Origin of the sequence: Oceanicella actignis (assembly GCF_900111545.1) — a bacterium.
In the GTDB taxonomy this organism is placed as follows: domain Bacteria; phylum Pseudomonadota; class Alphaproteobacteria; order Rhodobacterales; family Rhodobacteraceae; genus Oceanicella; species Oceanicella actignis.
Map to the genome: position 1 here is coordinate 35,883 of NZ_FOHL01000002.1, position 16,647 is coordinate 52,529.

Sequence of the window (16,647 nt, forward strand, 5' to 3'; positions counted from 1 at the left end):
CGCGGCGCGCCAAGCGCCGGGCGGACCAGGCCGGGCGGACCAGGCCGGGCGGACCAGGCCGGGCGGACCAGGCCGGGCGGCGCGCGAGCGAAAGCCAGGCTGCGATCGACCGGCCCCGCGCCCGGCGCCGCGCGCCCCCGGGCGCGGTCAGTCCTCGGGGGCGGGCGCGGCGGCTTCGGCGCGGGCCAGAAGCTCGGCCGCCACCGCCTGGCGCAGCGCGCTGGCAAGGCCCACTTCGGGCGGGCGCTCGGCGTCGATGCGCGCGGCCAGCGCGTTGACCGACAGCGCCCGCGCGCGCGCCATGCGGCGCAGGGCCTCCCAGAACACCGGCTCGAGCGAGACCGAGGTCCGGTGCCCGCGCAGCGTCACCGAGCGCTTGCGCGCGGGCGCGTAGGGGGCGGGCGCGCTCATGCCTGGCCAGGGTCCTCGCCGTCGCCGGCCCCGCGGTCGAGGCGGTGCGCCTCGAGGCGGGCCTCTTCGAGCCGCGCGCGCGCCTCGCTCAGCCGCTTTTCGGCGGCGGGGCGGCCATGGGCGGCGGCGTTGGCGTCGGCGGCGCGGCGGCGCTCGTCGCGCGCGCGGCGCTTGCGGGCCTGGCGCAGATTGATGATTCGGCTCATGGGGCGGCGCTCCGTGGCTTGCGATGCTGGCACGCAGGATAGGACAGGCGCGCGCGCGGCGCAGCATCGGCGCGCCGCGATTGCCGGCGGCGCGCGGACGCGCTAACACCGCGGGCGCAACAGCCAACGGAGCGGATCATGAAGAAGGCCGAGGTCGCGATTCTGGGCGCCAGCGGATACACGGGCGCCGAGCTCGTGCGCCTGCTCGTCACCCATCCGGGCATGCGCATCGCCGCGCTGAGCGCCGACCGCAAGGCCGGCATGTCGATGGGCGAGGTGTTTCCTCATCTGGGCCATCTGGACCTGCCGCCGCTGCAGCGGGTCGAGGACATCGACTTCTCGGGCATCGAGCTGGTCTTCGTCGCGCTGCCCCACGGCACGACGCAGGAGGTCATCGCCGCGCTGCCGCGTCATGTGAAGATCGTGGACCTGTCGGCCGATTTCCGCCTGCGCGACCCCGAGGACTATGCGCGCTGGTATGGACACCCCCACCTCGCCCCCGAGCTGCAGAAGGAGGCCGTCTACGGCCTGCCCGAATTCTACCGCGAGCAGCTGCGCGCCTGCCGGCTGGCGGCGGGAACGGGCTGCTTCGTGGCGACGGGGCTCCTGCCGCTGGTTCCGCTGCTCGAGGCCGGCGTCATCGCGCGCGAGGACATCGTGATCGACGCCAAGACGGGCATCACCGGCGCGGGGCGCGGCGCGTCCGAGCGCAAGCTGTTCTCGGAGGTGACCGAGGGCGTGGACGCCTACAACATCGCCCGTCACCGCCACACGGCCGAGTTCGATCAGGAGCTGTCTCGCGCCGCCGGCGCGCCGGTGCGCGTGACCTTCACGCCGCATCTTCTGCCCATGAACCGCGGCATCCTGGCCACGATCTACGTCAAGGGCGACGCGCGCGAGATTCACCGCGTCCTCGACGAGCGCCACCGCCCCGAGCCCTTCGTGCATGTGCTGCCGCTGGGCGCCGAGGCGCCGCAGACGCGCCATGTGCGCGGCTCGAACCTGTGCCGCATCGGCGTGACGGCGGACCGGATCGAGGGGCGGGCGATCATCGTCTCGGTGCTCGACAACCTGGTCAAGGGCGCCTCGGGGCAGGCGGTGCAGGCGGCGAACCTGATGCTGGGCCTGCCCGAGACGACGGGACTCGAGGCAGCGCCGCTTTTCCCGTAAGAAGAGCGCACTTGAAACGCGGCCGCGCCGGCGCACATCCTGTCGGCGGGGCCCGCGCGCGCGGGGCCGCGCGTCAGGCAAGGAGCGGATCCGATGGCGATGACCCGGAAAAAGCGCCGCATCGCGTTGATCGCGGCGGGCATGGCGGCGCTGGCGGCGGCGGCGACGCTGGTCGGCGTGGGCATGCGCGACAGCATCGTGTTCTTCTTCAGCCCGGCCGAGATGATCGCCCGCGCGCCGGGCCCCGATCAGCGTCTGCGCGTGGGCGGCCTGGTCGAGGTCGGCTCGGTCGAGCGCGGGCAGGGCGAGACGGTGTCGTTCGTGGTCACCGACGGCGCGGCCTCGCTGCCGGTGCGCTTCAAGGGCGTCCTGCCCGACCTGTTCTCCGAGGGGCAGGGCGTGGTGGCCGAGGGGCGGCTGGTGAACGGCGTGTTCGTGGCCGACGAGGTGCTGGCCAAGCATGACGAGACCTACATGCCGCGCGAGGTGGCCGACGCGCTGAAGAAGCAGGGCGTGTATCGCGGGGCCGAAGAGGGCGGCGGCTCCTGAGCCGCGGGCGCGGCCGCCGCAGGGCAGGGAGGCAAGCCGCATGAAGATCGTGGTCAACGGCGTCGCGCGGACGCTCGAGGTCGATCCGCAGATGCCGCTCTTGTGGGCGCTGCGCGACCATCTGGGCGTTCTGGGGCCGAAATACGGCTGCGGCGTCGGGGCGTGCGGGGCCTGCACGGTCTGGATCGGCGGGGCGCCGGCGCGCAGCTGCGTGACCGCGCTCGAGGATGTGGACGCGCCGGTGACCACCATCGAGGGGCTTCCCGCCGCGCTCGGCGCGCAGGATCTGACGGCGGTGCAGCAGGCCTGGATCGACGAGCAGGTTCCCCAGTGCGGCTATTGCCAGTCGGGGCAGATCATGGCCGCGGCGGCGCTGTTGCGCGACGATCCCGCGCCCTCGGATGCGGCGATCGACGAGGCGATGAGCAATCTGTGCCGCTGCGGAACCTACCCGCGCATCCGCGCCGCGATCCGCCGCGCGGCGGCGATGCTGGCGCGCGCCTCTGCCGCGGGCGAGGGGGCGGCGGCGCCTGGCGCGGATCAGGCGGCCTCCGAAACGCCGGTCGCCCCCGACGCGCCTGCGGCCCCCGACGCGCCTGCGGCCCCCGGCGCGCCTGCGGCCCCCGACGCGCAAGTTGCCCCCGACGCGGTTCCGTCCGCGCCCGGGGCGCCCGCCGAGGAGCGTTGAGCATGGCTTTGGGCAAGATCACGCGCCGCGCCTTTCTGGGGCTGGGCGCCGTCGCCGCCGGCGGGCTGGCGCTGGGCTGGTGGCGGCTGACGCGGCCATGGCCGAACCCGCTCGAGGACCGGCTGGGGCCGGGGGACGTCGCCTTCAACCCCTATGTCCTGATCGGCGCCGACGGGTCGATCACGGTCATCGCGCCGCGCGCCGAGATGGGGCAGGGCGTCAGCACCACCCTGGCGGCGCTGGTCGCCGAGGAGCTCGAGGTCGGCCTCGACCAGCTGCGGGTCGAGCATGGCCCGCCCGCCGGCGCCTATTTCAACGAGGCGATGCTGGCCGACTCGCAACCCTTCGCGCAGTGGGACCGCTCGTGGATGGCCGAGGCGGCGCGCGCCGCCGCCGCCGCCGCGGGGCGCACCCTGGGATTGCAGGTGACGGGCGGCTCGTCCTCGACCGTGGACGCCTTCGAGCGCATGCGCAAGGCGGGGGCGGCGGCGCGGATCATGCTGATCGCGGCCGCGGCCGAGCGCTGGGGCGCGCCGGCCCATGCCCTGCGCGCCGAGCGCGGGCGGGTGATCGACCCTTCGAGCGGGCGCGCGCTGGAATACGGCGCGCTGGCCGAGGCCGCCGCGCGGCTGACGCCGCCGGCCGATCCGCCACTCAAGCCGGCCGGCGAGTGGCGCGTGCTGGGCCGTCCCGCGCGCCGGGTGGACATGCGCGCCAAGGTCACCGGCGCGCCCATCTTCGGCATCGACGTGACGCTGCCCGACATGCTGTTCGCGACCGTGCGCATGGCGCCGCGCCCCGGCGCGCGGGCGCGCTCGGCCGACCTGTCGGCGGCGCGGGCGATGGCGGGCGTGCGCGCGGTCGTGCCGCTGGACACGCCCATGGGGCATGGCTTCGGCGTCATCGCCCGCGACACCTGGACCGCCTTTCGCGCCGCCGCCGCCATCGAGGCCGAGTGGGAGGACACGCCCCATCCCGCCGACGAGGAGGCCCAGTTCGCGGCGCTGGCGCGCGGGCTCGAGGGCGAGGGGTTCGAGATGGGCGGCGCGGGCGACGCCCCGGCCGCCTTCGCCGCCGCCCCGCCGCAAGAGGTCCTGCGCGCCGAATACCGCGTTCCCTTCTTGGCGCATGCCTGCATGGAGCCGATGAACGCCGTCGCCCAGCTGGCGGGCGACCGTCTGCGCATCTGGGCGCCGACCCAGGCGCCGACGCTGGTGCAGGAGGTGTGCGGGCCGGCGGTGGGGCTGTCGGCCGAGGACGTCGAGGTCACCGTCACCCATCTGGGCGGCGGGTTCGGGCGCCGGGCCGAGGCGGACTTCGCCCTTTACGCCGCGCTTCTGGCCGCCCATGCGGACGGGCGCCCGGTCAAGGTCGTGTGGTCGCGCGAAGAGGACATGACCCATGACGCCTACCGCCCCGCGGCGCTGGCGCGGATGCGCGCGCATGTGCGCCGCGGCGAGGGGCCGCTGGCGCTCGAGATGCGCGTGGCCGCGCCGCCGGTGGTCAAGTCGGTGCTGGGGCGCACGTTTCCCTCGCTGCCGGCGGTCGGTCCCGACCGACCGATCCTGGAAGGCGCCTTCGACCAGCCCGGCGCGCCCCTGCACGCCCGCTTCGAGGGCGTGCCCGTGGATCTGGGCGTGCCGGTGGGGTTCTGGCGCTCGGTGGGGTATTCGTTCAACGGCTTCTTCCACCAGTGCTTCATGGACGAGATCGCCCACGCCGCCGGGCTCGACCCGATCGAGATGCGGCTGCGGATGCTGTCGGGCCCCGACTTCGCCCCCGCGCGCAAGGCGCTGGAAGAGGTCGCGCGCATGTCCGGCTGGGGCGACGCCGCGCCGGGGCGGGGCAAGGGCGTGGCCTTCACGCTCAGCTTCGGCGCCTGGGTCGCGCAGGTGGTCGAGGTCTCGGCCCGCCCCGAGGGCGTGCGGGTCGAGCGCGTGTGGTGCGCGGCCGATCCGGGGCTGGTCCTGGACCCGCGCAACTACGAGGCGCAGATGACCTCGGGCATCGTCTTCGGGCTGAGCGCGGCGATGATGCAGAAGATCACCTTCGCCGATGGCGCGCCCGAGCAGGCCAACTTTCCCGATTTCGACGCGCTGCGGCTGGATCGCTGCCCGCAGATCGAGGTGCGCCTTCTGCAGAACGCGCCGCGCATGGGCGGGGGCGGCGAGCCGGGCGTGCCTCCGGCCGCGCCGGCGCTGGGCAACGCGATCTTCGCGGCGACGGGCCGGCGCCTGCGCAGCCTGCCCTTCGGCGATGCGGTGAAGTTCGTCTGAGCCGCCGCCCGGCTGCGGCGACATGCCCGCGCCCGGGGGGCCGCGCCGGCGCGCGCGTGAATTGCATAAGCGCCGGGGCGGCCTATGATGCCGCGGCAGGAGGAACGCTGATGATCGTCGAAATCGGCCATTTCGCCCTGATCCTGGCCTTCATGGTCTCGATCGTGCAGGCGACCGCGCCCATGATCGGCGCAAGCCGCGGCTGGGCGGACTGGATGCGCGTCGCCGAGCCCGCGGCGGCGCTGTGCTGGGCGCTGACAGCCACGTCCTTCGCGGCGCTGACCTGGGCTTTCGTGAACTCGGACTTCTCGGTCAAGCTGGCGGCCGAGCACTCGAACACCCTGCAGCCGCTGCTCTACCGGGTCACGGGGGTGTGGGGCAATCACGAGGGCTCGCTGCTGCTCTGGACGCTGATCCTGACCCTTTACGGGGCCATGGTGGCGGCCTTCGGCGGGGCGCTGCCGCCCACGCTCAAGGCGCGCACGCTGGCGGTGCAGGGGCTGATCGGCGCCGCCTTCTTCGCCTTCATGCTGTTCACCTCGAACCCGTTCGAGCGGCTGCCCAACCCGCCGCTCGACGGCGCGGACCTGAACCCGCTGCTGCAGGATCCGGGGCTGGCGTTTCACCCGCCCTTCCTCTACCTGGGCTATGTGGGGCTTTCGATGTCCTACAGCTTCGCCGTCGCGGCGCTGATCGAGGGGCGCGTGGACGCGGCCTGGGCGCGCTGGGTGAGGCCCTGGACGCTGGCGGCCTGGACGGCGCTGACCGTGGGCATCGCGCTGGGCAGCTACTGGGCCTATTACGAGCTGGGCTGGGGCGGCTGGTGGTTCTGGGACCCGGTCGAGAACGCCTCGTTCATGCCCTGGCTGGCGGCGACGGCGCTGCTGCACTCGGCGATCGTGGTCGAGAAGCGCGACACGCTCAAGAGCTGGACCATCCTGCTGGCGATCCTGGCCTTCACGCTCAGCCTCATGGGCACGTTCATCGTGCGCTCGGGGCTGCTGACCTCGGTGCACGCCTTCGCCTCGGACCCCACGCGCGGCGTGTTCGTGCTGGCGATGCTGGCGGCGGCTTCGGGCGGGGCGCTGGCGCTTTACGCCTGGCGCGCGCCGCAGATGCGCGCGGGCGGCGTGTTCGCGCCCGTCAGCCGCGAAAGCGCGCTTGTGCTCAACAACCTGCTGCTGGCCGCGGCGGCGGGGGTGGTGCTGCTGGGCACGCTCATGCCGATGATCCGCGAATACTGGGACGGCGCCAAGATCTCGGTCGGCGCGCCCTTCTTCGAGCTGGCCTTCACGCCCTTCATGGTGGCGCTGGCGATCATCCTGCCGATCGGCGCGGCGCTGCCGTGGAAGCGCGGGCGGCTGGGCCGCACGGCGCGGCGCATGGCGCCGGCGCTGGCGCTGGCGCTGGCGGCGGCGGCGCTGGTGTGGGCGCTGCAGACCGGGCGCTCGGCGCTGGGGCCGGTGGGCGTGGGGCTGGGAACCTGGCTGATCGCCGGCGCGCTGGCCGAGCAGCTCGAGCGCGCGCGCCTTGGCCGCGCGCCGGCGGCCGAGACGCTGCGCCGCCTGCGCAAGCTGCCGCGCGCCGACTGGGGCAAGGCGCTGGCCCATGCCGGGCTGGGGCTGAGCTTCATCGGCGTCAGCGCCGTCACCGCCTGGGAGGCCGAGCTGATCCGCACCGCGCGCCCGGGAGACAGTCTCGAGCTGTCGGGCTACGTCTTCGTCTTCGACGATGTGCGCCAGGTTCCGGGGCCGAACTACGTCGCGCGCCAGGGGGTGTTCCGCGTGTTCGAGGGCGGCGTCGAGACCGCGCGCCTGACGCCGGAAAAGCGCGTCTACACCGTGCAGCGCATGCCCACGACCGAGGCGGCGATCGACATGGGGCTGGCGCGCGATCTCTACGTCGTGCTGGGCGATCCGCAGGATGACGGATCCTGGGCGGTGCGCATCTATGTCAAGCCGCTGGTGAACTGGATCTGGATCGGCGCGCTGGTCATGGCGCTGGCCGGGCTGGTCAGCCTGTCGGACCGGCGCTATCGCGTGGGCGCGGCGGCGCGCCGGCCGGCGCCCGCGGCCGTCGCCGGAGCGGCTCGATGAGCGCGCGCCCCGCGGCGCGGCTGCGCGCGGCGGCGCTGGCGGCGCTGTGCGCGCTGGCGGCTTTGGGCGCGGCGCCCGGCCCGCTGGGGCCCGGGCCGGCTCTGGCCGTGCAGCCGGACGAGATGCTTGACGATCCGCAGCTCGAGGCCCGCGCCCGCGCCCTGTCCAAGGAGCTGCGCTGCCTGGTCTGCCGCAACGAGAACATCGACGATTCCGACGCCGACCTTGCCCGCGATCTGCGCATCCTGGTGCGCGAGCGCATCAAGGCCGGCGACAGCGACGAAGAGGTTCTGCGCTACCTTGTGGACCGCTACGGCGAATTCGTGCTGCTGCGCCCGCGCTTCTCGCTCGGCAACGCGGCGCTGTGGCTGGGCGGCCCGGCGATGCTGCTGCTGGGCGGCATCGCGGCCTGGCGTTTCGTGCGCCGCGCGGGCCGCGGCGGCGCCGAGTCCGCCGCCGCCGCCCCGCTGACCGAGGAGGAGCGCGCGCGCCTTGCGCGCCTGCTCGAGGACTGACCGCCCCGCCAAGGAGCCTTCGGATGCGCTACGACGCCCTGCGCCACGAGATCGACGGCGACGTCGTCCGCCTGACCCTGGCGCGCCCCGCCGCCGGCAACGCCCTGAGCGCGCAGATGCGCGTCGAGCTGATCCACGCCCTGGCCGAGGCCCCCGCGCAGGGGCGCGCGGTGGCGATCGGGGCGATGGGGCGCGATTTCTGCGCGGGGCAGGATCTGGGCGGCGAGCCGGATCTGACCGAGGCGGATCTGGGCGGGCTTGCGCGCGAGGATTTCGCGCCGCTCCTGCGCGCGATCGAGGAGTGCGCCGTGCCGGTGGTGACCATGGTGCGCGGCGTGGCGGCGGGCGCGGGGGCGGCGCTGGCGCTGGCGGCGGACATCTGCGTGGCGGCGCGCTCGGCCAGCTTCGCCGAGCCGTCGCTGCGCGCGGGGCTGACGCCGATCATGGGCGCGAGCTGGCTCTTGCCGCGCCTGGCGGGGCGGGCGCGGGCGCTGGGCATGGCGCTTCTGGGCGATCCGGTTCCCGCGGCGCGGGCGCTGGAATGGGGCCTGATCTGGGAGATGACCGAGGATGACGCGCTCGAGCCGCGGGGCATGGAGATCTCCCGCCGCCTTGCCGCCGGGCCCGCCGAGGCGATCCGCCTGACGCGGGCGGCGGTGCGCGCGGGCGCCCAGTCCGACCTCGAGACGCAGCTCGAGCGCGAGGCGCGCGCGCTTCGTCAAGCCGGGCGCACGCGCGACGCGCTGGAGGGGCTCCTGGCGCTGCGCGAAGGCCGCCCGCCGCGCTTCGAGGGCCGCTGACGCTCCTGCGGGCGGGGCTGTCGGGGCGCGCGCTCGCGGCCCGGGGCGCGTCTCGCCGCCCGGCTCAGCCGCCCTCGGCGCGCAGGGCGCGGGCGAAGGCGGCCGCGGCGCGGTCCACGTCCTGCGGGCGCGTCGCCCAGGAGCACACGCTGATGCGGATCGCCTTGCAACCGCGCCAGGTCGTGCCGCCCGCCCAGGCCTCGCCCTCGCGCTGGACGCGGCGCATGACGGCCTCGGTGCGCGCGTCGTCGCCGCAGGCGACGAGAACCTGGTTGAAGACCACCTCGTTGAGCACCTCGAACCCCGCCGCGCGCAGCGCGTCTGCAAAGCGCAGCGCGTTGTCGTGCAGCGCGCCCAGCAGGGTCTCGACGCCCTCGCGGCCCAGAAATGCCAGCGCGGCCCACAGCTCGACCGCGCGCGCGCGGCGCGACATCTCGGGCGTGGTGCGCATGCCGTCGCGCTCGGCCGACCAGTGGATGTAGGCGCCGTCGGTCTGCATGGCGCCGATCAGCGCCTCGGGGTCGGCGCACAGCGCGATGCCGCAGTCATAGGGGGTGTTGAGCGTCTTGTGCCCGTCCACGGACCAGGAATCGGCCAGCTCGACGCCGCGCGTCAGATGCGCGAAGCGCCGCGTCGCCGCCGCCCACAGCCCGAAGGCGCCGTCGACATGCGTCCATGCGCCGGCGGCGCGGGCGCGCGCGCAAAGATCGGCGAAATCGTCGAACGCGCCCGAGTTCACGTTGCCCGCCTGCAGGATCAGGATGGTGCGCTCGTCCAGCTCGGGAACCAGGTCGGCGCGGATGCGGCCCTCAGCGTCGGCGGGCACGCGCTCGACATTGTCCAGCCCCAGCCCCAGCAGCTGCGCCGCCTTGGCGACGGTGCCGTGGGCCTGCTCGCCCGCCACCACGCGCAGCGCCGGCGCGCCCGCCAGCCCCTTGCGGTTGACGTCCCAGCCGGCCCGGCCGAGCAGCCGCCAGCGCGCCGCCGCCAGCCCCGCGAAGATGGCGGTGGACGAGCCCGAGACGAAGCCCGCCGCCGTTCCCCGCGGCAGGCCCAGAAGCTGGGCCAGCCAGGCTTCGACCGTCGCCTCGATGCGCCCCAGAACGGGCGAGATCACATGCAGCGCCGGGTTCTGGTCCCACACGTCGGTCAGCCAGCGCGCCGCCAGCGCCGGCGGCAGCGCCGAGCCGTTGACGAAGCCGAAATACCGCCCGCCCAGCTGCGCCACCGTCGCCGGCGAGCCGGCGCGGTCGAGCAGCTCGATCAGCGCCTCGGCGGGGGCGCCGCGCTCGGGCAGGGGGGCGTCGAAGGCGGCGAGCCCGGCCAGCGCGGCGTCGTCGGGAAAGACGCGCCGCTCCATGATCGTGTCCAGATAGGCGAAGGCGCGCGCGGCCGCGTCGCGAAACAGGCCCTTGTCCTCGAGCTGGGCGAACATGCGCGCGCGCAGCGCCTCTTGCGCGGCGGCGTCGGAGAGTTCGGGGGCGGCCGCGGCGTCGGCGATCGGGGGGCGGGGCGCCTGGGGCCGGGCCGGCGGCGCGTCGCTGCGCCGGGGGGCGGGGTGCTGCGGGCGCGGCGTGGTCATGGGCGATCCTCCGGTCTTGAGCGCGGACAGGCGCCTTTCTATCCGCCTTCGCCGCGCCGCGCGAGAGGGCGATGCGCGCCGCGCCCCGCCGTCGTCGCAAGCTTGCCGACGGGCCGGGGGCGGCGGTCGGGCGCATGGTTCCGGGCCGATCCCGCGGCGGCGCGAGGCGCGCGCGGGGGCGCGCGGTGCGGGGGCGTCCGCGCCGCGCGCATGTCGGCCATGCGTCGGCGGCGCTGGCGCCGGCGGGCGCGCGGTTGTATATGCTCGGCCATGATGAGGCCAGGGCTCGACCTTCGCCCCGTCCCGTTCCGCAAGATGCACGGGCTGGGAAACGACTTCGTGGTGATCGACGCGCGCGCGGGCGCCCCGCGCGTGACGCCGGCGCTTGCGCGCGCGCTGGGCGACCGGCATTTCGGCGTGGGCTTCGACCAGCTGGCCGAGATCCTGGACCCCGACCGCCCGGACGAGGCGGCGCGCGTCGTCTTCTGGAACCCGGACGGCGGGGTGGCGGGCGCGTGCGGCAACGCCACGCGCTGCGTCGCGCGGCTGCTGATGGAGGAAAGCGGCGCCGATGCGCTGATCCTGCGCTCGGAGCGCGGGCCGCTGGCCTGCCGCCGCCGTCCCGACGGGCTGATCGAGGTCGACATGGGCGCGCCCGTGCTCGACTGGACCGCGATCCCGCTGGCGCGGCCGGCCGACATCGACGCGCTGCCCATCGAGGGCGCGCCCTCGGCCGTGGGCATGGGCAACCCGCATTGCGTCTTCTTCGTCGACGACGCCGAGGCGGTCGCGCTCGAGCGTCTCGGCCCCGCCGTCGAGCGCCACCCGCTGTTTCCCGAACGCACGAATGTCGAGTTCGTCCAGGTCCTTTCGCCCGGCCGCATCCGCATGCGCGTGTGGGAACGCGGGGCGGGCGTGACGCTGGCCTGCGGGTCGGGCGCCTGCGCGGCGGCGGTGGCGGCGGCGCGGCGCGGGCTCACCGGCCGCCGGGTCGAGGTGCTGCTGGACGGCGGCGCGCTGCAGATCGACTGGCGCGACGAGGGCGTGGTCATGGCCGGCCCCGCCGCGCTGGTGTTCGAGGGGCGGCTGAGCCCCGAATTCCTGGCCGGCGCGCTTGGGGCCGGGGCGCCCGCCGGCGCGATTGGGGCCGAGGCGCCTTCCGGCGCGCTTGGGGCCGGGGCGCCTTCCGGCGCCGGGGGCGCGGCATGAGCGCCCCGCGCCCCGCGCCGCGCTCGGGCGCGGATCCGCTCGCCGCCCCGTCCGCGGCCGAAGGCGGCGCGCGCCCGCCCGCCCCTTCCGCGGCCCCGGTGTTCGAGACCTTCGGCTGCCGCCTCAACGCCTACGAGACCGAGGCGATGAAGAAGCTGGCCGCCGAGGCCGGGCTGCACGACGCGGTGGTGGTCAACACCTGCGCCGTCACCGCCGAAGCCGTGCGCCAGGCCCGCCAGCGCATCCGCAAGCTGCGGCGCGAGAATCCCGGCGCGCGGATCGTCGTCACCGGCTGCGCGGCGCAGACCGAGCCGCAGACCTTCGCCTCCATGCCCGAGGTGGACCTGGTGCTGGGCAACGCCGAGAAGATGGCCCCCGCCGCCTGGTCGCGGCTGAGCGCGCCGGATTTCGCGCCGCCCGAGGAAAAGATCCTGGTCGAGGACATCATGTCCGTGACCGAGACCGCCGGCCACCTGATCGACGGCTTCGGCACGCGCGCGCGCGCCTATGTCCAGATCCAGAACGGCTGCGACCACCGCTGCACCTTCTGCATCATCCCCTATGGGCGCGGCAATTCGCGCTCGGCGCCGGCGGGGCAGGTGGTCGAGCAGATCCGCCGCCTGGTCGATCAGGGCTACAACGAGGTGGTGCTGACGGGCGTCGACATGACCGGCTGGGGCGCCGATCTGCCCGGCCGCCCGCTGCTGGGCGAGCTGGTGCAGCGCATCCTGCGCCTCGTGCCCGACCTGCCGCGGCTGCGCATCTCGTCCATCGACTCGGTCGAGGCCGACCCGGCCCTGATCGAGGCCGCCGCTTCTGAGCCGCGCTTCATGCCGCATCTGCATCTGAGCCTGCAGGCGGGCGACGACATGATCCTCAAGCGCATGAAGCGCCGCCACCTGCGCGAGGACGCCATCCGCTTTTGCCAGACGCTGCGGCGCGCGCGCCCCGACATCGTCTTCGGCGCGGATCTGATCGCGGGCTTCCCGACCGAAACCGAGGCGATGTTCGAGAACTCGCTGCGCCTCGTGGACGAGTGCGGGCTGACCTGGCTGCATGTCTTTCCCTTCAGCCCGCGCAAGGGCACGCCGGCGGCGCGCATGCCCCAGCTGCCGCGCGCCGTGGTCAAGGAGCGCGCCGCGCGCCTGCGCGCCAAGGGCGAGGCGGCGCGCGACGCCTGGCTGGCGGCGCAGGTTGGGCGCGCGCACCGGGCGCTGGTCGAATCGCCCCGCATCGGGCGCGGCGAAAGCTTCGCCGAGATCCTGTTCCCCGAGGATCGCCCCGTCGGCGCCGTGGTCGAGGCGCGCATCGTCGGCGTGCGCGACGGGCGCCTTTTGGCAGCCTGAGCGGGGCGGGCCGGGCGCGCCCTTTTCTTGGCGCGGGGGGCGGGTTATGTGAAATCGCGCGCCGCCGGCGCCGGCCGCGGATCCACGGACCGCAGATCGGAGACCCCATGTCCTTCTTCAACAAGCTCAAGTCGCGCCTGTTCAAGTCGTCGTCCCGGATCGAGCAGGGGCTGGAGGCGATCGTCGAGGAGGGCGCCGCCCCCGAAGCCGAAGCCGGGACCGCCCCCGACGCCGCATCCCGGACCGCGCCCGACGCCGCATCCCGGACAGCGCCCGACAGCCCCCCCGCCGCGCCCGCGGCCGAGGCCGGCGCGAGCGCGCGCGGGGCGGGCGTTCTGGGCCGGCTGCTGGGCCGCGCCGCCGAGCCGCGCCGCGCGCTCGACGACGAGATGCTCGAGCAGCTCGAAGAGCTGCTGATCGCCTCGGACATGGGCGTCGAGACCTCGGCGCGGATCGTCGCGCGCATGGCCGAGGGCCGCTACGGCAAGCGCCTGACCGCCTCCGAGATCAAGCGCCTTCTGGCGGACGAGATCGCCCGCGTGCTCGAACCCGTCGCGCGTCCGCTGCGCCTGACGGGGGCGCGGCCGCAGGTGATCCTCGTGGTGGGGGTCAACGGCTCGGGCAAGACCACCACCATCGGCAAGCTGGCCAGCCAGTTCCGCCAGGCGGGCAAGTCGGTGATGATCGCGGCGGGCGACACCTTCCGCGCCGCCGCGGTCGAGCAGCTCCAGATCTGGGGCGAGCGCGCGGGCGTGCCGGTGCTGACCGCGCCCGAGGGCTCGGACCCCGCCTCGCTGGCCTTCGACGCGCTGGCCCGCGCCCAGGCCGAGGGCGTGGACCTCTTGATGATCGACACCGCCGGGCGGCTGCAGAACCGCGCCGACCTGATGGCCGAGCTCGAGAAGATCGTGCGCGTGCTGCGCAAGAGGGACCCCGACGCGCCCCACGATTCCCTGCTGGTGCTGGACGCGACGACGGGGCAGAACGCGCTGACCCAGGTCGAGATCTTCCGCGAGGTGGGCAAGGTCACCGGCCTGGTGATGACCAAGCTCGACGGCACGGCGCGCGGCGGCGTTCTGGTGGCGCTGGCCGACCGCTTCGGGCTGCCGATTCATGCGATCGGGGTGGGCGAGGGGATCGACGATCTTCAGCCCTTCGATCCCGACGAGTTCGCCCGCGCCCTGACCGGAGCGGAGTGACGCCGTCCCCATGCCGGCCGAGTGGATCCGCGCCATCGAGGGAACCGAGGCCGGCGCGCAGGCGGCGCTGGGGCTGGCGCTGCTGTCGGCGCTGGCGCATGCCGCCTTCGGCGCGCTGCAGAAGGGGCGGCACGATCCCTGGCTGACGCGCGGCGCGATCGACCTTTGCTACATGCTCATGGCGCTGCCGGCGGCGCTGTGGCTGGTTCCCCGGCCCACGCCCGGCCTGTGGGCGGCGCTGGGCGGCGCGTGGCTCATCCACACCGTCTACAAGCTGTTCCAGGCCATGGCCTATGCGCGCGGCGCCTACACGGTGGTCTATCCGGTGGCGCGCGGCGTCGGGCCGTTGGCGACGGCGGCGCTGGCGGGGGTCGTGTTTCACGAGTCCCTGCGCCCCGGGCAATGGGCCGGCGCGGCGGTGCTGTCGGGCGCGATCATGGCGCTGGCGGCGCTCAATCTGCGCCGGGCGGATGCGGCGGCGCGCGCCAGCATGGCGCCGGCGCTGGCGCTGGCGGCGCTGACGGGGCTGATGATCGCGGCCTACACGACCTATGACGCCTGGGGCGTGCGGCTGGCCGAAGATCCGTTCACCTTTCTGGCGTGGTTCTTCGTCATCGACGGCTGGGCGTTTCCCGCGCTGGCGCTGTGGCGGATGCGCCGGGGCGCCTGGCCGCCGCCGGCGCCGGGGCAGCTGGCGCTGCGCGCGCTGGCGGGGGCGGCGATCGCCTATGTCAGCTTCGGCGCGGTGATGCTGGCCACGCGGCTGGACAAGGTGGGCGAGGCGGCGGCGCTGCGCGAGACCTCGACGCTGTTCGCCGCGCTCATCGGCTGGCTGTTCCTGGGCGAGCGCGTGGGCCCTGCGCGCGCCGGGCTGATGGCGCTGATCGCGCTGGGCGCGGCGATGGTCGAGTTCGGCTGACCGCGCGCGAGGGGCGCGGGCGCCCGGGCCGGCCGCCGCGCGCCCCTCGCGCCCGCGCCGCGGTCCGGGCCCGGCGCGCACGCCGCCCGATCCGCCCCATGCCGCGCGGGCGGCAAAGGCGCCGCAAGGGGCCGAGCGCCTGCCCCGCGCCGCCTGCGCGGCCGGGGGCGCCTGCGCCCGCTAGCGCGCGGCCGCCGGTTCCGCCGACGGCGCTTGCGCCGCGACGTCTTGGCCGCGCACGATCACGCGCGCCGCCGGAAGCGGCGCAAGGCCGGGGGCGAGCTGCGCCGTGCCGAAATCGGGCCGGTGCAGCCACGGCGCAAGGCGGCGCATCATCAGATGCGCGTTTCCAAAGCCTCGCGCGCCCGGCGCATGGGCGTTGTCATGCACCGAGATCCTGTCCTCGGCGTCCTGGCCCAGCAGGAAATAGCTCCAGCGCGGCATGGCTCCGTCCCAGGTCACGTCCGGCAGCGGCGCGCCCAGCGCCTCGATCAGCAGGGCGGCGAGCGAGCCCTCTTCGACGCGCGGGGTCCCCGCGGGCGCGAACGCGTTATGATGCACATGCACCCGCGTGGGGAAGGCCGCGGCGGCCGAATCGTCGGCTTCGGGATGGGCCAGGATCAGGACGTTGGCGCCCCGGTTCTCGGCAAAGTCGTTCTCGAAGATCTCGACGTCGCGCACGCCGCCCAGAACCGCCAGCCCGGCGCCCGCCGGCGCCGGGGCGAGGGTCGGATCGGCGGCCGAGGCGGGGCGCTCGGCCGCGCCGGAAGCGCGGATGCGGTTGCGCAGCACGCGCGTGCGCCCCGCCCGCGGTCCCGCATCCCCGGCCCCCTCCGACGCGGCGCCGTCGGGTTCCGCACCGTCCCGTGCGGCCTTTTCCGACCCGGCGCCCTGCGGTCCGGCGGCGCCGGGGCGCGCGGCGATCGCGATGCCGATCCGGTTTTCCGACAGCGCGTTGTCGATCACGTCCACCGCGCTCGAATCGAGCAGCGCAACCCCCGTCTGCGCGCCACGGATGCGGCTGCCGCGCAGCAGAACGTTGCGCGCGCGATCGATGCGGACGCCCGCGCGCCACGGCCCTTCGACCGCGACGCCGTCGATGAGCGCGTTGCCGGCACGCTCGAGCACGATCCCGTCGGCCGGCGCGCCGCCCGCGCCGCGCGCGACGCGGATGCCGATGAGCGCGACGCCGTTCGCGCCGCGCACCCTCAGGGCGGCGGGCGCGGCGTCCTCGATGGCGAAGCCGCGCAGGATCGCGTCGTCGCCGCTCACCAGCAGCCCCGCCTCGCCCGCCTCCCGGCCCTCGAAGGACAGGATGGTGGCCTCCGCCCCCGCGCCTTCCAGCGTCGCGCCGTCGGCGCCCAGCGACAGGCCCCGCCCGAGCGCATAGCGCCCGGCCTCGAGCATGACCACGTCGCCGGGCCGCGCCGCCTCGAGCGCCGCCTGCAAGCGCTCCTCGGCCTGGGGGCCGGCGGGCACGCGCAGCTCGGCCCCGGCCGCGGCCAGGGCGGGCAGCGCGGCGAGGGCGGCGGCCGCGGCGCGCAGCGCGGCGGCGCCGCGGCGGCGGATGCCGGGCGGGCAGGGCGCCGGGCGGCGCCGGGCGGGCGGTTCTGGCGGGGCGGCGCGGTCGGGCGGGGCGGTGGGCGGGGCGGCGGGCATGGCGGGCTCCGGTGCGGTCTGG

The 16,647-nt window shown here is 75.3% G+C and carries 14 protein-coding genes and 1 pseudogene; 11 read left to right on the plus strand and 4 right to left on the minus strand.

The features are described 5' to 3' along the window. Positions 1 to 147 precede the first annotated feature (147 nt). Together BMW67_RS02850 and BMW67_RS02855 are read right to left on the minus strand one after the other, a co-directional pair. Positions 148 to 411 (minus strand): ribbon-helix-helix domain-containing protein, encoded by a 264-nt coding sequence (locus BMW67_RS02850; protein ID WP_072746031.1) that lies wholly within the window; start codon positions 409 to 411, stop codon positions 148 to 150. Beyond that, on the minus strand, positions 408 to 617 hold the full coding sequence (locus tag BMW67_RS02855; RefSeq protein ID WP_072746030.1) for a DUF4169 family protein: 210 nt from the start codon (positions 615 to 617) through the stop codon (positions 408 to 410). Before BMW67_RS02855 ends, BMW67_RS02850 begins: the two co-directional genes overlap by 4 nt. Before the next feature lie 138 nt (positions 618 to 755). Between BMW67_RS02855 and argC the strand changes: the two genes are divergently transcribed. The 7 genes and pseudogenes from argC (at position 756) to BMW67_RS02890 (ending at position 8,711) form a co-directional block, all read left to right on the plus strand. Then, entirely contained in the window at positions 756 to 1,787 is a 1,032-nt protein-coding gene (gene argC, locus BMW67_RS02860; RefSeq protein ID WP_072746029.1) for an N-acetyl-gamma-glutamyl-phosphate reductase, read from the plus strand. 93 nt (positions 1,788 to 1,880) lie between these two features. Further along, positions 1,881 to 2,336, plus strand: coding sequence for a cytochrome c maturation protein CcmE (ccmE, locus tag BMW67_RS02865; protein WP_072746028.1), 456 nt, complete (start codon positions 1,881 to 1,883; stop codon positions 2,334 to 2,336). A gap of 40 nt (positions 2,337 to 2,376) precedes the next feature. After that, a pseudogene (locus BMW67_RS02870) lies at positions 2,377 to 2,838 on the plus strand ((2Fe-2S)-binding protein); the annotation flags it as partial. A gap of 188 nt (positions 2,839 to 3,026) precedes the next feature. Then, on the plus strand, positions 3,027 to 5,300 hold the full coding sequence (locus tag BMW67_RS02875; protein ID WP_072746026.1) for a xanthine dehydrogenase family protein molybdopterin-binding subunit: 2,274 nt from the start codon (positions 3,027 to 3,029) through the stop codon (positions 5,298 to 5,300). 110 nt (positions 5,301 to 5,410) lie between these two features. Then, positions 5,411 to 7,396 carry a heme lyase CcmF/NrfE family subunit gene (locus tag BMW67_RS02880; protein ID WP_072746025.1) on the plus strand — a complete coding sequence of 662 codons (1,986 nt, stop codon included), beginning with the start codon at positions 5,411 to 5,413 and terminating at the stop codon, positions 7,394 to 7,396. Then, positions 7,393 to 7,911: a cytochrome c-type biogenesis protein gene (locus BMW67_RS02885; protein WP_072746024.1), complete on the plus strand. Its 519-nt coding sequence runs from the start codon at positions 7,393 to 7,395 to the stop codon at positions 7,909 to 7,911. The genes BMW67_RS02880 and BMW67_RS02885 overlap by 4 nt, the downstream gene beginning before the upstream one ends. 23 nt (positions 7,912 to 7,934) lie before the next feature. Further along, a complete protein-coding gene (locus BMW67_RS02890) occupies positions 7,935 to 8,711 on the plus strand; it encodes an enoyl-CoA hydratase-related protein (protein ID WP_072746023.1) in 777 nt (258 codons plus the stop codon). Between the two features lie 64 nt (positions 8,712 to 8,775). On the opposite strand, the gene BMW67_RS02895 is transcribed toward BMW67_RS02890, so the two are convergent. Then, positions 8,776 to 10,293: a pyridoxal phosphate-dependent decarboxylase family protein gene (locus BMW67_RS02895; RefSeq protein WP_218139745.1), complete on the minus strand. Its 1,518-nt coding sequence runs from the start codon at positions 10,291 to 10,293 to the stop codon at positions 8,776 to 8,778. Positions 10,294 to 10,566: 273 nt separating this feature from the next. Here BMW67_RS02895 and dapF point away from each other — a divergent pair, with 273 nt between their 5' ends. From dapF to BMW67_RS02915, 4 genes are all read left to right on the plus strand, one after another. Next, positions 10,567 to 11,502 carry a diaminopimelate epimerase gene (gene dapF, locus BMW67_RS02900; RefSeq protein WP_245728458.1) on the plus strand — a complete coding sequence of 312 codons (936 nt, stop codon included), beginning with the start codon at positions 10,567 to 10,569 and terminating at the stop codon, positions 11,500 to 11,502. Next, positions 11,499 to 12,848 carry a tRNA (N(6)-L-threonylcarbamoyladenosine(37)-C(2))-methylthiotransferase MtaB gene (gene mtaB, locus BMW67_RS02905; RefSeq protein WP_083581092.1) on the plus strand — a complete coding sequence of 450 codons (1,350 nt, stop codon included), beginning with the start codon at positions 11,499 to 11,501 and terminating at the stop codon, positions 12,846 to 12,848. Before dapF ends, mtaB begins: the two co-directional genes overlap by 4 nt. 107 nt (positions 12,849 to 12,955) lie before the next feature. Beyond that, a complete protein-coding gene (gene ftsY / locus BMW67_RS02910) occupies positions 12,956 to 14,047 on the plus strand; it encodes a signal recognition particle-docking protein FtsY (protein ID WP_072746020.1) in 1,092 nt (363 codons plus the stop codon). Between the two features lie 10 nt (positions 14,048 to 14,057). Continuing rightward, positions 14,058 to 14,966 (plus strand): EamA family transporter, encoded by a 909-nt coding sequence (locus BMW67_RS02915; RefSeq protein WP_072746019.1) that lies wholly within the window; start codon positions 14,058 to 14,060, stop codon positions 14,964 to 14,966. A 180-nt stretch (positions 14,967 to 15,146) separates the two neighbouring features. Here the strand turns inward: BMW67_RS02915 and BMW67_RS02920 are convergent, their stop codons facing one another. Then, on the minus strand, positions 15,147 to 16,625 hold the full coding sequence (locus tag BMW67_RS02920; RefSeq protein ID WP_072746018.1) for a right-handed parallel beta-helix repeat-containing protein: 1,479 nt from the start codon (positions 16,623 to 16,625) through the stop codon (positions 15,147 to 15,149). Positions 16,626 to 16,647 lie beyond the last annotated feature (22 nt).

What these genes read in the sequence shown, in the direction of transcription:
- BMW67_RS02850 (WP_072746031.1), bottom strand. Translation starts at nt 411, where the DNA reads ATGAGCGCGCCCGCCCCCTACGCGCCCGCGCGCAAGCGCTCGGTGACG.
- BMW67_RS02855 (WP_072746030.1), bottom strand. Translation starts at nt 617, where the DNA reads ATGAGCCGAATCATCAATCTGCGCCAGGCCCGCAAGCGCCGCGCGCGC.
- argC (WP_072746029.1), top strand. Translation starts at nt 756, where the DNA reads ATGAAGAAGGCCGAGGTCGCGATTCTGGGCGCCAGCGGATACACGGGC.
- ccmE (WP_072746028.1), top strand. Translation starts at nt 1,881, where the DNA reads ATGGCGATGACCCGGAAAAAGCGCCGCATCGCGTTGATCGCGGCGGGC.
- BMW67_RS02875 (WP_072746026.1), top strand. Translation starts at nt 3,027, where the DNA reads ATGGCTTTGGGCAAGATCACGCGCCGCGCCTTTCTGGGGCTGGGCGCC.
- BMW67_RS02880 (WP_072746025.1), top strand. Translation starts at nt 5,411, where the DNA reads ATGATCGTCGAAATCGGCCATTTCGCCCTGATCCTGGCCTTCATGGTC.
- BMW67_RS02885 (WP_072746024.1), top strand. Translation starts at nt 7,393, where the DNA reads ATGAGCGCGCGCCCCGCGGCGCGGCTGCGCGCGGCGGCGCTGGCGGCG.
- BMW67_RS02890 (WP_072746023.1), top strand. Translation starts at nt 7,935, where the DNA reads ATGCGCTACGACGCCCTGCGCCACGAGATCGACGGCGACGTCGTCCGC.
- BMW67_RS02895 (WP_218139745.1), bottom strand. Translation starts at nt 10,293, where the DNA reads ATGACCACGCCGCGCCCGCAGCACCCCGCCCCCCGGCGCAGCGACGCG.
- dapF (WP_245728458.1), top strand. Translation starts at nt 10,567, where the DNA reads ATGAGGCCAGGGCTCGACCTTCGCCCCGTCCCGTTCCGCAAGATGCAC.
- mtaB (WP_083581092.1), top strand. Translation starts at nt 11,499, where the DNA reads ATGAGCGCCCCGCGCCCCGCGCCGCGCTCGGGCGCGGATCCGCTCGCC.
- ftsY (WP_072746020.1), top strand. Translation starts at nt 12,956, where the DNA reads ATGTCCTTCTTCAACAAGCTCAAGTCGCGCCTGTTCAAGTCGTCGTCC.
- BMW67_RS02915 (WP_072746019.1), top strand. Translation starts at nt 14,058, where the DNA reads ATGCCGGCCGAGTGGATCCGCGCCATCGAGGGAACCGAGGCCGGCGCG.
- BMW67_RS02920 (WP_072746018.1), bottom strand. Translation starts at nt 16,625, where the DNA reads ATGCCCGCCGCCCCGCCCACCGCCCCGCCCGACCGCGCCGCCCCGCCA.